The sequence below is a fragment of the Mycobacterium sp. URHB0021 genome (assembly GCF_054057895.1).
Genome location: NZ_JBSRZT010000002.1, coordinates 3,498,441 through 3,512,137, shown reverse-complemented (window position 1 = coordinate 3,512,137; position 13,697 = coordinate 3,498,441). Strand labels below are relative to the sequence as shown.

12 protein-coding genes and 1 pseudogene are annotated in these 13,697 nt (G+C 61.8%); 6 read left to right on the top strand and 7 right to left on the bottom strand.

What is annotated here, in order from left to right; all coding sequences use genetic code 11:
• Window positions 1-14: 14 nt before the first annotated feature.
• From ACVWWN_RS19470 to ACVWWN_RS19450, 5 genes are all read right to left on the bottom strand, one after another.
• On the bottom strand, window positions 15-893 hold the full coding sequence (locus ACVWWN_RS19470) for an alpha/beta hydrolase (RefSeq protein ID WP_457145308.1): 879 nt from the start codon (window positions 891-893) through the stop codon (window positions 15-17).
• A 636-nt stretch (window positions 894-1,529) separates the two neighbouring features.
• The gene (locus tag ACVWWN_RS19465; protein WP_457145307.1) at window positions 1,530-2,009 is read right to left on the bottom strand and encodes a GtrA family protein; all 480 of its coding nucleotides are present in this window, start codon (window positions 2,007-2,009) and stop codon (window positions 1,530-1,532) included.
• Window positions 2,010-2,082: 73 nt separating this feature from the next.
• Complete coding sequence (locus tag ACVWWN_RS19460) at window positions 2,083-3,408, bottom strand: UDP-glucose dehydrogenase family protein (RefSeq protein WP_457145306.1); 1,326 nt, start codon at window positions 3,406-3,408, stop codon at window positions 2,083-2,085.
• Window position 3,409: 1 nt separating this feature from the next.
• Complete coding sequence (locus tag ACVWWN_RS19455; RefSeq protein ID WP_457145305.1) at window positions 3,410-4,822, bottom strand: ArnT family glycosyltransferase; 1,413 nt, start codon at window positions 4,820-4,822, stop codon at window positions 3,410-3,412.
• Between the two features lie 107 nt (window positions 4,823-4,929).
• Window positions 4,930-6,330, bottom strand: a complete 1,401-nt coding sequence (locus tag ACVWWN_RS19450) for a glycosyltransferase family 2 protein (RefSeq protein ID WP_457145304.1) — start codon at window positions 6,328-6,330, stop codon at window positions 4,930-4,932.
• A gap of 1,300 nt (window positions 6,331-7,630) precedes the next feature.
• Here ACVWWN_RS19450 and ACVWWN_RS19445 point away from each other — a divergent pair.
• The 6 genes from ACVWWN_RS19445 to ACVWWN_RS19420 all read left to right on the top strand — a co-directional run bounded on the left by ACVWWN_RS19445 (window position 7,631) and on the right by ACVWWN_RS19420 (window position 12,753).
• Window positions 7,631-7,966: a helix-turn-helix domain-containing protein gene (locus ACVWWN_RS19445; RefSeq protein WP_457145303.1), complete on the top strand. Its 336-nt coding sequence runs from the start codon at window positions 7,631-7,633 to the stop codon at window positions 7,964-7,966.
• 121 nt (window positions 7,967-8,087) lie between these two features.
• Entirely contained in the window at window positions 8,088-9,443 is a 1,356-nt protein-coding gene (locus ACVWWN_RS19440; RefSeq protein WP_457145302.1) for a diaminopimelate decarboxylase, read from the top strand.
• A 41-nt stretch (window positions 9,444-9,484) separates the two neighbouring features.
• Entirely contained in the window at window positions 9,485-10,567 is a 1,083-nt protein-coding gene (locus ACVWWN_RS19435; RefSeq protein WP_457145301.1) for an amino acid permease, read from the top strand.
• Window positions 10,567-10,875, top strand: a complete 309-nt coding sequence (locus ACVWWN_RS19430) for a hypothetical protein (RefSeq protein ID WP_457145300.1) — start codon at window positions 10,567-10,569, stop codon at window positions 10,873-10,875. Before ACVWWN_RS19435 ends, ACVWWN_RS19430 begins: the two co-directional genes overlap by 1 nt.
• Complete coding sequence (locus tag ACVWWN_RS19425; RefSeq protein ID WP_457145299.1) at window positions 10,872-11,729, top strand: serine hydrolase; 858 nt, start codon at window positions 10,872-10,874, stop codon at window positions 11,727-11,729. The genes ACVWWN_RS19430 and ACVWWN_RS19425 overlap by 4 nt, the downstream gene beginning before the upstream one ends.
• A 676-nt stretch (window positions 11,730-12,405) precedes the next feature.
• A complete protein-coding gene (locus tag ACVWWN_RS19420) occupies window positions 12,406-12,753 on the top strand; it encodes a tautomerase family protein (protein ID WP_457145298.1) in 348 nt (115 codons plus the stop codon).
• 59 nt (window positions 12,754-12,812) lie between these two features.
• Here ACVWWN_RS19420 and catC read toward each other — a convergent pair whose 3' ends face one another.
• Both catC and ACVWWN_RS19410 read right to left on the bottom strand, forming a co-directional pair.
• The gene (gene catC / locus ACVWWN_RS19415; protein WP_457145297.1) at window positions 12,813-13,094 is read right to left on the bottom strand and encodes a muconolactone Delta-isomerase; all 282 of its coding nucleotides are present in this window, start codon (window positions 13,092-13,094) and stop codon (window positions 12,813-12,815) included.
• Between the two features lie 127 nt (window positions 13,095-13,221).
• Window positions 13,222-13,692 (bottom strand): annotated as a pseudogene (locus ACVWWN_RS19410) (dioxygenase); the annotation flags it as partial.
• Between the last annotated feature and the right edge of the window lie 5 nt (window positions 13,693-13,697).

Sequence of the window (13,697 nt, the reverse complement as noted above, 5' to 3'; positions counted from 1 at the left end):
CGGGTTCACGGTTTTTACGACCGCGGTCCTGACGGCGCTCCGGGCAATGGTGCCGGTGGAACGCCTGGAGTGTGCAGCTGACTGGCAAGCCACGGGAACGTTTGCTCGAATGCCGCTGCTCCCAATGACCAGTCATGCTTGCCGGAAACCTCGAGTATTGAGCAATCGATACCCTTTGCAGATGCGGTATGAGCCAGCGAGCTTGCTGCGGCAGCGTGGCTGTCGCGATCTACGGGGTCAACTGGTCCTTCGACTGCAAACACTCCCGACATACCCGTGTAGCGGCCGTGCCGGGTAATCACCATCGTCGGATCAAAAGCCGCCCTCGCTGCTTCGTCACCGTCGAAGAGGCGCTCGACCGTTTCTGATTTGGTCCCGGCATTCGGGCCGATATCGCCGTCGATATCGACGAACGCGCTGAACAGTTCGGGGTGCATCACCGTCAGCGTGACGGCGCACGTGCCGCCCATCGACCAGCCGGCGATCCCCCAGTTCGAGCTATCGGCGCTGACATTAAACGTCGAGACCATGAACGGCACCACGTCTTTGGTGAGGTGATCGGCGGCATTTCCTCGCGCACCATTGACGCATTCAGTGTCCTTGTTGAATGCGCCGCCCTTGTCGACGAAGATCACAACGGGTGCGTTGCCTCCGTTGGCCATGGCGAACGCGTCAGCGACGTTCTGTGCGTTTCCCGCCCACAGCCAGTCTGCACTGGTGCCAAACGCACCGCCGATCAGCATCACAACCGGCAGCCGGGGTGGCGGTACGAATCTGAACCACGCAGGTGGCAGATAAACGAGCTCCCCTCGGTGTTTGAAACCCGACGCCTCCGAACTGATCGTGACGGGGACGATGCGACCCTTGTGCGGCACGTCGCCGTTGGCCGCCAACGCCTTGACTGTCGTCAGGTCGGCTTGATTCGGCAGTGGTCCCACGGTGACAAAGTTCCAGGCAGCCTCGACTGTGCGGACGTATCCGACCCAGATGTTGAGCAGCAGCACGGCGCATAGCAGGCACACCGGGATTGATGCCGCGGACGCGATCCGTTGCCACCACCGCGCGCTACGCCAGCCGAACACCAGTACTGTCAGAGCGGCCCCCGCCAACCCGGTCCACACCCAGAAGAGTAGTGGCGCAGGATCACCGGTGAGGCCCTCGGATACGACGTACCATCGCGCCGCCAAGGCGGTCATAAGCGCGGCGACTGCAACTATCGGCATCCAGTGAACCCACCAGCGGCGCGAACCCCGAGCGATGGCCAGCGCAAGCACAAGACCCGCGACGAGTTGGATCAGCAGCGGCAGCCAGCCGTCGATTGTCGACGTATTGCCAAACCCCTGATCAGCCCTTATCACGGCGGCTTCCGCACCCGCGAAAGGATTTAGGGCGACGAGAATGCGCATCAAGCCGTTGCCTTCATGCCATCTCACGGCCCGGCGACTTACTCCACGCTACGCGAGCGTGCGAGGTCGACCATGCCGGCCCGCTGCTGCCGTTCGGCCATCGCATCAAGAGCGGCGCGAACATCAGGCCAAGCCCCGTACAGCGTGGTCTTCGCCGGCCGATATCGGATCCTTCGATGTAACCATCGCATCCATATACGCCGGGACGAGCCGCCGCGCTCGATAAATTATCCAATCGGTTGCGGTATATCGCAGTGCAAACATCACCACCACCGTGATGACGGTCGCAGTCATATAGCCGATATGCGCAAGTTCGACCATGGCGGCCAACATGGGAATACGGAGCAAGAGGTCCAAATTGTTGAGCGCCACGAATTGTGCGCCCCGGCGGTACCACGATCCAGAACGATTCTGCCGGTACACGAACTGGTCGAGTAGAACGAAGTTCCAGGAGATGGCGGCCTGGGTTGCGATAACTGCCGCCAACACATAGTTGACGTGGAAGTATTCGGCGATAACGAATAACAGAAACAGATTGGGAACGAAGCCGCTCAGTCCAACCGTGCCAAACAACATCAGACGACCCACCCCGCTGTGTGTCATCGAGCGCATCTTCACGGATGCCTGGCGCGCAATACGCGTAAAGGAGTCGGAAGAGACTGAGCACATCGGATGTCTACGCTCGCCCCGGACCGCGGAATTTCCAACCCGCGTTGCGCCATTGCCGCGGGTCGAGGCAATTGCGGCCGTCGATTAACACCTTCCTGCGCACGACCGGATTGAGATCCTCCGGGCGCAATTTCTTGAAGTCGGACCACTCGGTGAGCAGCAGTACAACGTCTGCGTCTTCGCATGCTTCCAGCGTTGATGTGGCGTAATTGAGCGTGGGAAACAACGCCCGCGAGTTATCCATCGCCTTGGGGTCGTAGACGCTGACGGCGGCGCCCTGGAGCTGGATCTGGCCTGCCACGTTGAGCGCGGGCGAGTCGCGAACGTCGTCTGAGTCCGGTTTGAAGGCAGCGCCCAGCACAGCAACTCTCGCACCTGAGAACGATGTGCAAGCTTCACGAGCCAGTTCGACGATGCGGGTACGGCAGCGCATGTTGATGCTGTCGACTTCGCGCAGGAAGGTAAGCGCTTGATCAGCGCCTAATTCGCCCGCGCGGGCCATCAACGCTCTGATGTCCTTGGGCAGGCAGCCGCCCCCGAAACCAAGTCCGGCATTGAGGAATTGGTGCCCGATGCGTTTGTCGTAGCCGAGGGCGTCGGCCAGGACTGTCACGTCGGCGTCCGAGGCCTCGCAGACTTCCGCCATGGCGTTGATGAATGAGATCTTCGTCGCCAGAAAAGCATTCGCCGACACCTTGGCCAATTCCGCCGTGGCAAGGTCGGTAACGATGAACGGGACGTCCTCGGCGATGAGTTGAGCGTAGATGGTGCGTCCCAGCTCTTCTGCCCGGCCGTTGCAGTCCGGGTCGACGCCGAGCACGAGGCGATCCGGATGCAGCGTGTCGTGCACCGCGTGACCCTCGCGCAAGAATTCGGGGTTCCAAGCGACCTCGACAGCGTCGCCGGCAGGAGCCAGTTCGCGCGCATGAGCCCGGACTCGCTTTGCGGTGCCCACCGGCACTGTCGATTTGCCGAAGATCACCGTCGGTGCTGTGAGCAGCGGCGCCAACGTCTCGATGACGGCGTCGATATATTGCATGTCGGCCGCGAATTCTCCGCGCTTTTGCGGTGTGCCTACAGCAATGAAATGTGCTTGGGCGAACCCAGCGGCCTCTTCAAAGGAGGACGTGAACCGCAGCCTGCCGGCGGCGATGTTGCGCCGCAACGCTTCTTCGAGTGCCGGTTCGAAGAATGGCACCTCACCTGCTTCCAGCTTCGCGAGCTTCGCCACATCAACGTCGACGCCGAGCACATCGTGGCCGAGCTCGGCCATACATGTCGCCTGCGTCGCACCGAGATAGCCGGTCCCATATACCGCGATGCGGATTGTCATCTCAGCGGCCCAGAACTTTCGGAGTCCACACCAAGTAGTTCCCGGCCCATTGACCGTGGCGGTAAAACGGGACTTGCTTGGACAAGCGATACGGCGTGTCAAACTTCGTGAGGTAGTCGTTGATCTTCTTGCCGTTGACCGTCTCGAGCGTCAGATAGATCGTTCCGAAATGCGTTTGGTCAATCGCCTGCCGGTAGGCTTCAATGCCCTTCTTGTTGCCGTACAGCAGGACGAATGTGTCATTCCATTGCTCAGGCGCGACGGCTCCGCGCAAGGCATACCGCTGCGCGGACGGTTCCTCACCCAAAATCGCCTTGTGTGGCGAGATGGCAACCTCTTGGCGAAGTTGGGCCACGATCTCTCGATCATCCACCCACGTCGTCAGGAACTGCTCCGCGTGCCCCGTTCCGTACACCAGCATCGAGGCCATCACTGCCACCGCGACGGGGATGCCCATCCACTTCGACCGATTGATCACCCACACGAACAGCGAGCCGATCAACGGCGCGGCGAATACGATACCGAACGCGACATGCTTCGAGAGTGACGTGCCTTCACCGATCCTGATTTGCTGCAGTGGTCCGATCACCGACATGCCCAACAGCACAACCGAAATCGGCCAACGACGCACTCGAGTCAGCGCGCCGAGCAGGGCAAGCAACAGCCACGGCCCGACCCACTGAACGACGTAGAAGACCAATTCCTCACGAGGGCTTGGCGAGAGTGGAGACCGATGCGCCGTTGTCGATACTATTCCGCGTTTGAGATCGTTGGCCCAGAAGGTCAGGATGAAGAACACCGCCGCTGATGTTGCGGCAATGATGAGAAGCCCACGTCGCAATGCTCCCCACCGAATGTGGCTCCAGGACAGCAGAATTCCCAATGCAGCGATCCCCGGAACGTAGACCGCAGTCGCGTACTTGGTTAGGAATGCCAAGGTGAGAATGAGCGCGACGATCGGCGCCCACAGCAACTTGTCATGGTTGGCGCTGTACAAGGTCAGCCAACAGCCCAGTGCCATCAGGCACAGCGCCATCGCGTCCAACGTAGCCAGTTGCGCGATGAACATGACGGAGCCGCACAGGGCGAACGCGCCGGCGCCGAGAAGCCCACTGAAGTTACCGAACAACTCCTTCCCGATGCCGTACGTCGCGATGACCGCGACACAGACGAAGGACAGGCTCAACAGGCGCGCCGCCGGAACGCCGCCAACGGAATCCGCGAGCGCCCCGACCACGGGGTACAAGCCGGGTGCTCCAGAAAAGTACGACCCAGGATATTCGGTCACCTGTACGCCGGAGAGTACGTGATCGATCATCCGGTGACCCATGAACAAATAGAGGCCCTCATCCTGAAACGGATTGCGGTTTTCGTCGATGCGCAGAGTGTTCAGGACGAAAGCCGAGCAGATCACACAGAGCGCAAATACGCTGCACAGAAGACTCCGCGACCGCCATGAGTGGCCATCTTCAGCCGCACGGACAGCCGGTAGTGCAGTCGTATTCGCATCCAATGTTGCTGTCACGCGTGCAACCCCGCCAACTTGCGCCTGGGCATCATCGGATCGAGCCATCTAGGAAAGCCTGCCCGCCACAAAATAATCGGATAGGTGATGGCCAGATTGAGCACAGCAAACGCCATCATCGGAAGAAAGTTGAACCACCCGTACACCGGTGCCCGCCACAGGCAGGAGGCCCACATCAGAACCTGCACCAGCACGCACCAGGTCATGACCAGGCGGCGCACTCGCCGCGCCGTGGGGGTTCCACCTTTCACGCCGGTGGCCTGCCACGCATCGGTGCGCCCACGGATCGCGTCGAACAAGGCTAACGCGTGTGCGAACGAGTACGTCGACTGGATGCGGGTCAAGCCCGTCATCGATTCGGAACCCATGGTGACGACCGGGACAATCGACATGCGCACGATCAGCGCGAGGAACACGAACAGGTAGTTGTTCACCGAAACCGCCTCCGGCGCCAGGACAGCCATCAGGATGGGTGGCAGCGAAACGACAAAGACGTTGATGGCGGTGTCGATGTAGTACAAAAATCCTGACCAGAAGCACAGCCGTTGTATCCGCGTCAGCGGTGCCTTGTGGAAGCCCCGGGACAACAACAGGCTCATAGAGCCGGTACACCATCGATACTGCTGGTTTGCAAACTGGCCCAACGTATCCGGGCACAGACCCTTCGACACCACTATCGGAACGTAACGGACCCGGAAACCGACGCCCATTAAGTTGACTCCGGTGTGAACATCCTCGCTGTGCCCGATCTGCGCGAATCCACCACTCCGGTTCAGCGCGCTGCGCCGGTAGATCGCGCACGTGCCGACGCAGATGGCTGCCGCACTGCGGTCCCGGGCGGGCTGCACCCATCGATAGAACAAGATCTGCGTCGCCCCGGCGGCGAACTGCACCCAGTTCATGCTTGGATGGGTATCGAAGAACTGCGGGCTCTGAACGATCGCGACGTCTCTGTCAGTCGTATATGGCATCAACTGGCGGAAGTAGTCGGGACGCGGAACAAAATCCGCGTCGAAGATCGCGATGAAATCGCCCGAGGAATTATCGTATCCGAACCGCAGGTTGCCCGCCTTCTTCAGATACCCGCGATTCGGCCGCGTCAGGTAGCGGAAGCCGTACTCCCGGGCAAGATCGCGAACAACTTCACGCGCCGAATCATCGAGCACATAGACGGTAATCTCGCCGGCCCATTCCAGGCGGCTCACGTGGTAGTAGGTGTTGGCCAGCACCGCGAGATCCTCGCCCGCGCTTGGCAGGAAGACATCGATACTCGGCGGATCCAGCGGGTGGAAGGACTCCACACGCCGGCGGTGTCGCACGAGCGTGTCCCGTCGTTTCTGGACGGAGGTCATCAACGATGCGACCATGCCTACGGTGGCAACGGCCAGCGGAATCAACAGCGGAATCGCCCACACTTGACTCCGCACGAGAAACAGAAGACTGACGGTCGTTAGAAAGCCTCCGAACGCCGATGCGACCGGAACCCATCGATGTGAACTTTGCAGGTATGAATCGCGTTCACGGTCGTCGGGCGGGGCGGGAAGCGCAGGGTCGGCTGGAAGCGCTACTGATTGCGTCGATCCGACGTGATGTGTCGGTATTGCACCTTGTACGACAAGCTCAGCGATGTTGGTCAACAGTTCCCCCGCAGCTTGTTAGATCTTTCCTAACCCAACCCGATGCAAACGTACAACAGTCAAGGTGTTATCGCGAGCCGGCGTCAATATTCGTTGATCTTGAATTAGCCCGGCGCAGAAGCGATTCCGACTAGAAACGGCAATGAAGCGACCGTCATGGTTTGTGAGCTGCGCGAAAGGAGCTAGGCCGCTTTAACTTTGAGGTGCTAGCCTTTCCTGCCGGATTTGCTACCCGCCAGAATAACGTCATCTGTTCGTTGATCTTGAAATGACCAGGAGCAGAAGCGATTCCGACCACAAACGGACGCTGGAGTTGCTGATATTGCTTGTGAGCTGCGCGAAAGCCGGACCGCCACTTCAACTCCTGAGGGCCCCTTTACTCACCCTGGCTTGGTGTGTAACCACGAGAGGACCGTCGTTAGCGTCGAATGAAGGGCTGGGACCTTGGTGGGCGCGGACGGTATCGAACCGCCGACCGCTGGTATGTAAAGCTGCTGAAAGGCATTCGCCTAGTCTCATTCGGTTGCTTTGATCCCGATATGTCCAGGTCCTGAGTCCCAGAGATGTGTCCCCGCGTTCACCGCTTCACGACTCGTTGTTGCGCGTCTTGGCACACTCTGGGCACACCGGGGGTGATCTCTCGCCAGCTTCGTAGATCGACTTGTCGAGTTCACCATCGAAGCACTCCCCCAAAAGCGAGCTTTCGGTGCGTCCTCGGCGACGGCGCTAGTCGGCAGGCAGGCGCGAACATACGGCGTCGTACGCAGTACATCGACAATCACCGTCCGCTCTCCCGCGCGGTGGTGATCGCTAGCCTTGGAGGTCGTCGCGGAACGCTTGCTGCGCCTCCGGCGGGGTGCATCATCACGCCGATAAGACAATCGCTATGGACGTCGCGCACCTGCCCGCCCCGGTCAACGCCGGCCGCAGGTTCGCCTACTCTGCGCCGAACTTCTGCGCCGCCCAGCGCAAACATCGCAACGCTGTCTAGCCCCCTGTCGACGCGGATGAATCGTCGTCGCGCGTTGTAGTGTATTCGGATGCGCTGACCTTGATCCTGGTGGCTGACCTCTTGGCTCCGATGGCGCACACCATCGCGGAACCGCTGGAAATCCTCCGCCAGCACGACACCGAGCACGGAACCTCCTTCGTCGACACCGTTGCGGCGGTTCTCGCGCATCCGGGCAATCTGTCCGAAGCGGCCCGCGAGTTGGGAATTCACGCAAATTCGTTGCGGTACCGCTTGGACCGGATCGGTGTGGTCTCCGGCATCGATCCGCACTCGGCAGCGGCTCGGCTTCGGGCGGCTCTTGGTCTTCTGCTGTGGGAGCAGGTTCGGGAGCGCCCTTCCGGGCCGGTCCCCTCCGAAACTGACAACGACGGTGGATACCGCTAGTGCAGTTCGGACAAGCTGTTGGCAGCGTCACGACGTGATTCTCCGAAACAACGGAGATCTGCGCAGAGTTCCTCAGCCCGTGCGACGCTCGGCGACCCCATTCGTTCCATAGGGTTCGTATGTGACTGATGTACCGATGTGCACTGGACAATCCCTGCCTAGTCCAGACACCCTGCTGCGCCGCCGCGGAGAGCTTGTCGCCGGCGTGGCTCGACGAGGATTCATCGACGACGTGCACCCGCTGTGCGGAGTCATTGACCTAGACACGCTCGACGAGCTGATGCGCGCGTTGACCGAGGCCTACCCGACGGGCATGCCGGCGCTGCATACCATTGCGGCGAAGGCGATACCTCTGCGCCCGGTCCTGGCGCGTTTCGCACAGGCGGGATTCGGATGCGAGGCGGCCAGCCCGGGCGAGCTCGAGCTGGCCCTGGCCGCCGGCTTCCCGGCGGAACACATCGTGTTCGACTCCCCAGCCAAGACCACGACGGACATTATCCGAGCGCTCGAATTGGGAGTGTCGTTCAATATCGACAATTTCGAGGAACTCGCGCGGGTCGACGAGGCGATCGCACGGGTCGGCGATTACCGGTCGAACGTCGGCGTGCGGCTTAACCCGCAAACCGGAGTGGGCGCCATCGGCGCCATGAGTACGGCGACCACAACATCCAAATTCGGCATCGGGCTGGCCGATTACCGCGAACGCGTCAGCGAGGCGTTCGGGTCCCGACCGTGGCTGACCCAGCTGCACGTGCACAGCGGCTCTCAAGGACTCAGCCTCAGTCACGCCGCCGAGGGTGTGCGCCTGATCGCCGACCTCGCGCAGGAGATCACCGTCCGTGTCGGACGTCAGCAGATTCAGCGGATCGACATCGGCGGGGGGCTACCGGTGAACTTCGAGTCGGACGACATCACACCGACCTTCTCTGATCACCGGGCTGTGCTGGAGGCAGCGGCCCCGGCGTTATTCGACGGGACCTACACCCTGGTGACCGAGTTCGGCCGGGCCCTAACGGCCAAGGCCGGCACCATAATCGCCCGGGTCGAATACATAAAGCTGACCGGCGGCCGGCCGATCGCCATCACCCATGCCGGAGTGCAGGTCGCCACCCGCACGATCTTCGCACCGGACGCATGGCCGCTGCGGATCGACGTGTTCGACGCTTGGGGTCGTCGCCGGGAGGAGGAGCCACAAGTGCAGGACGTGGCCGGTCCGGCGTGCTTCACCGGGGACATGCTGGCCGTCGGGAGGAAACTGTCCCCAATTCGCCAGGGCGATCTGGTGGCCATTCCGGAAACCGGCGGCTACTACTTCTCCACCCACTTCTCGTACAACGCCCTTCCGCGACCCGCCATCTACACGATTGGATCCGACTCCCACGGTCACCGACGCTGGTCTCTGGCCCGCCCCGCCCAATCCATTGAACAGATCGTCGCCGAGGCCGGCGAACCGTCACTGGTGCCATTGCCCGCCTGATCACCGCCCGCTTCAACACTTTCGCCGAATCGAGACCCGACATGTCTTCTTCCAATGAACCCCACTCCGGCCTGGCCAGGTCGTTGAAAACGCGGCACATGACCATGATCGCCATCGGAGGTGCCATTGGTGCCGGGCTCTTCGTCGGCAGCGGAGCCGTCATCCAGACGGCCGGCCCCGCGGCCATCGTGTCGTACTGCCTGGCCGGCGCTCTGGTCTTGTGTTCGCTACGCATGCTGGGCGAGATGGTGGTCGCCAAGCCCTGGGCCGGGTCGTTCGCCGACTACGCCCGAATCGGCATCGGACCATGGGCGGGATTCACCATCGGCTGGCTGTACTGGTACTGCTACGTGATCATCATCGCGGTGGAAGCGGTGGCTAGTGCCCAGATCCTGCACGTGTGGGTCGGGTTGCCACTCTGGGTGATGGCCATGTTGCTGATGGCCGTGATGACCGTCGTCACCCTGATCTCGGTAAAGTGGTTCGGCGAGTTCGAGTTCTGGTTCGCGGGCATCAAAGTCGCAGCCATCGTCGCGTTCATAATCCTGGGCCTGCTGTGGGTCGCCGGCGTATGGCCGGGGAGCACCGGCGGCCTGGGCAACCTGATGGCCCATGGCGGGTTCGCCCCGAACGGATTCGCTTCGATGCTGAGCGCCGTCGTGGTCGTCATCTTCGCCTTCGGCGGCGCCGAAATCGTCACCATCGCCGCCGCTGAGAGCGTCGAGCCGGCCAAGTCGGTGGCCACGGCCACCACCGGCGTCATCTGGCGAATGATCCTGTTCTACGTCGGCTCCATATTCCTGGTCGTGTGCATCCTGCCCTGGGGCGACGGATCTGTGCTATCCAGCCCCTACGTCGCCGCCCTGGAGAAGCTGGGGATCCCGGGCGCCGGGGTGATCATGAACTTCGTCATCCTCACCGCTGTGCTCTCGGTGCTGAACTCGTCCATCTACACGTCTTCTCGCATACTGCGGGTCCTCGCATCGCACGGTGATGCACCCGAGTGGCTCGTCAGAACCGATACCCGGGGTGTCCCGACACGAGCCATCCTCGCCAGCACGGCGATCGGATGGATCTCGGTGGGGCTCGCATACATCGCCCCCGATTCCCTGCTCCTATCCTAGTGAATTCCTCCGGCGTCATCGCAATCTTCATGTACGTGATGATCGCGGTATCGGAGTTGCGGGTGCGCCGGACCATCGAACGCGAAGAGCCATCCCAGCTGAAACTCAAAATGTGGTTCTTTCCGCATCTGACCATCGCGGTCATCGTGGCCTATGGGGTCGTCCTTATAGCCATGGTCTTCAACGCCGGTCAACGCGTGCAGCTGCTCGCCAGCCTGATCAGCCTCGTCGTGGTCCTCATCGCCTACACCCAGCGCAAGCGGTCCGACAGGGTGCCGGTCGACGCAGACCTGGACGAAATGGCATGAGCGCTCCATTCGCCCAGGCGTTATCCGGGCTGCCCCATGCGGTGACATGGTCCGCGCGCGTCGCCGACCTCACCACCGGCGAAACCTTGTGGGAGCACGATTCGGCCCGCGTGCTCAAGACAGCGAGCGTGGGAAAAATCTTCCTGCTGGCCGAGGTGGCGCGACGATTCGAGGTCGGGACGTTGTACCGGGACGAAGTCTTGGCCGCCGCGGCGGACGATCGGATAGCGGACTCAGGCATCCTCTACTTGCTGCGGCAGCAGAACCATCGCATTGACGACCTCTGTCTGTTGGTCGGGGCGGTCAGCGACAACATGGCCACCAACATTCTGTTGCGCCGACTCGGGCTGGCCGACGTGCAACGAGCCACACGGGAGCTCGGGTTCACCGACAGCGGGCTACGGGACAAGGTGCGGTTAAACCGTTCCCAGGACGATCCGCTCACCCTTTCGGTGGGCAATGCCGCGGAGCTCTGCGAACTCGTCGCGCGCCTCGACGCCGGCACCCTTCACAGCGCCGCTGTCTCCGAACAGGTGCGACGGTGGTTGTGCGTGAACACCGACCTCACCATGGTGGCCCACGCGTTTCACCTCGATCCGTTGGCCCACACCGAGCCCGACCACGGCTTCGAACTCTGGAACAAGACCGGCACCATCTCGGACGCCAGGATTGATGTTGGGTGTGTCGGACATAGCGCCAGCGGTCGCAAGGTGAGCTACGCCGTCCTGGCAAACTGGATCTGGGGCGAGAACCATCGCGCCCCCGTGTTGGAAGCCATGCAGCGCGTGGGCCTGGAGATCCGACGACATCTGGAGAATGGCACTCAAGCCGGTACCGCAACCCCAGTGATCTGATCGGCCATCGCCCGTAGCGCTTCCACATTCGACACCTCCAACAGCAGTGACGAACCTCGTCGCGCCCGTGGACTTGACCCTCCGTCGGCATTCTTTAACGACCGACTGCTTGAACATTGAACCTGCGACCACTTGGTCCCAGTCCACCCAGAGGCATTCCGATGCGTGTCCCCCAGTCTCCAAAATGCCATCTAGCTGTGAGAACGATCCCGTCCCGTATCCCCTCGGCCCACGGTGCGCCAGGTGTGTTGTGACACTGCCGTGACATTGAGGTTGGCACTCATGCCCCATGTCGGAGGGAGATAGCAAACTCAGCGTTTCACCAATCACGGGATTTCGCGCGGCCGGGAGCTGACGGAATCGAAATCGGCCCCCAAACGAGCTTGACCTGGTCTTATATTCGTCTTTGGCGCGCGAAAGCACGCGAAAACAATGCACGCGATCTGCGAATGTACGGTGAGATGTTGATGGCATCAACACGACCTGCGATCGGCGTGTCGCTGCGCCGCGCGACACTCGGGGAGAGGACGCCACTCAACTCCGCTGGCGTTAGCGCGATGACTGGTTCAATCCCATTATCGCGTCACTCCACCAGTCCTCAGAAGGAGATAAGTCGATGCCCGTCTTCACAATTGACGCACCCACCGGGGTACCGCAGGACGCCAAGCACAAGATGATGCGCGAGGTCACCGAGGCGCTTCACGAAGCCTGGCCCATTCCTGACACCCGCGGCTGGCTGCGCGAGTATCCGGCCGACAACACCTCCCAGGACGGGCGCATCCAGGCCGAGCCGGTGCGGCCGGTGTGCTCATTGGAGGCGCCGGCGCTGGCGAACCTGGACGCCAAGCGCAAGCTCGTGCAGAAAATCGAATCCGCAATCGCCGCGGCCTACGACGGCATCGCCAATACCGACGAGGTGTTGGTGCTGATCAATCACTTCCCGCTGGAAAACGTCGGATGGCAAGGAAGTCTGCAATCTGACAAGCCGGAGATTGTCGCTGCGATCGCGCAGCTGAATCAGTAGGACGAGGCCATTCGGGGCGGGGTGCCACAGTGCGGTCCGCCCCGAATGGGCTGACGCGCCTACGAGTTGACGTCCGACGGATGGGTGGCCAACGGCGTGACATGGACGTTCATGTAGGCAAACAGCGGCAATCCCGAAATGATCTGGTGCAGTTCGTCATTGGAATCGACGTCGAAGATCGAATAGTTGGCGTATTCGCCGACGACGCGCCAGATGTGTGGCCACTTGCCTTCACGCTGCAGATCCTGCGAGTAGGCCTTCTCCCGGTCAACGATCTCGGCCCGTGTCTGCGGGTCCATGTCGGCCGGGAGCTTCACCTCCATGTGCACGTGGAAGAGCACATCAGCTCCGTTCTGGGTCGAGCACGAAGTCGTAGGCGATGAACTGAGAGCCGTCGGCTTCGACCCGGGGTGCGAGGATCATTTCCGGCTTCACCGCGCTCGCGTTGTCGTCGTCGTCCGCGTGTCAGAGTTCGACCCGCACCGGTGTGCCGTCGGTGTCGGTGATGCGGCCCCGCCAAACCAGTGGTGTGCCGTGCTCGCCATCGCGCATCGGGATCGTGCCCTTGGCGCTCGATTCGGGAGAACCCGGGACGTAGTACGGGCCCTCGATGCTGCCCTTGTTGCCCGTGCGGTGGTCGGTGGCCACATCCTCGACAACATGCTCCACCCATCCATCGAGGAACAGCGGCCACTCGCCGTCTTGGCCGACGTCGATCAGCCACGCCTTGAGCGCGTTGTACTCGTCGTACGTGACGCGGTGCCGTCGAATGGTGTCATGCACGGCGGCGAGCACCTCGCGAGCCGGCAGGTCGACCCGCTCGGTCGGGGTGTCCTTGACGGCCTCATACGGCGACTTGTCGGCGTGGAACCGCTCGATGGCCGATGCTCCCGAGTCGGCAGCGCTGGCGACGTCGCAGGGTTGTTCGACAGTGGTCATGTTCG

Excerpts from the sequence above, each read along its gene's own strand:
- ACVWWN_RS19465 (WP_457145307.1), bottom strand. The coding sequence starts at position 2,009 with ATGACACACAGCGGGGTGGGTCGTCTGATGTTGTTTGGCACGGTTGGA.
- ACVWWN_RS19460 (WP_457145306.1), bottom strand. The coding sequence starts at position 3,408 with ATGACAATCCGCATCGCGGTATATGGGACCGGCTATCTCGGTGCGACG.
- ACVWWN_RS19435 (WP_457145301.1), top strand. The coding sequence starts at position 9,485 with ATGTCTTCTTCCAATGAACCCCACTCCGGCCTGGCCAGGTCGTTGAAA.
- ACVWWN_RS19425 (WP_457145299.1), top strand. The coding sequence starts at position 10,872 with ATGAGCGCTCCATTCGCCCAGGCGTTATCCGGGCTGCCCCATGCGGTG.
- ACVWWN_RS19420 (WP_457145298.1), top strand. The coding sequence starts at position 12,406 with ATGCGCGAGGTCACCGAGGCGCTTCACGAAGCCTGGCCCATTCCTGAC.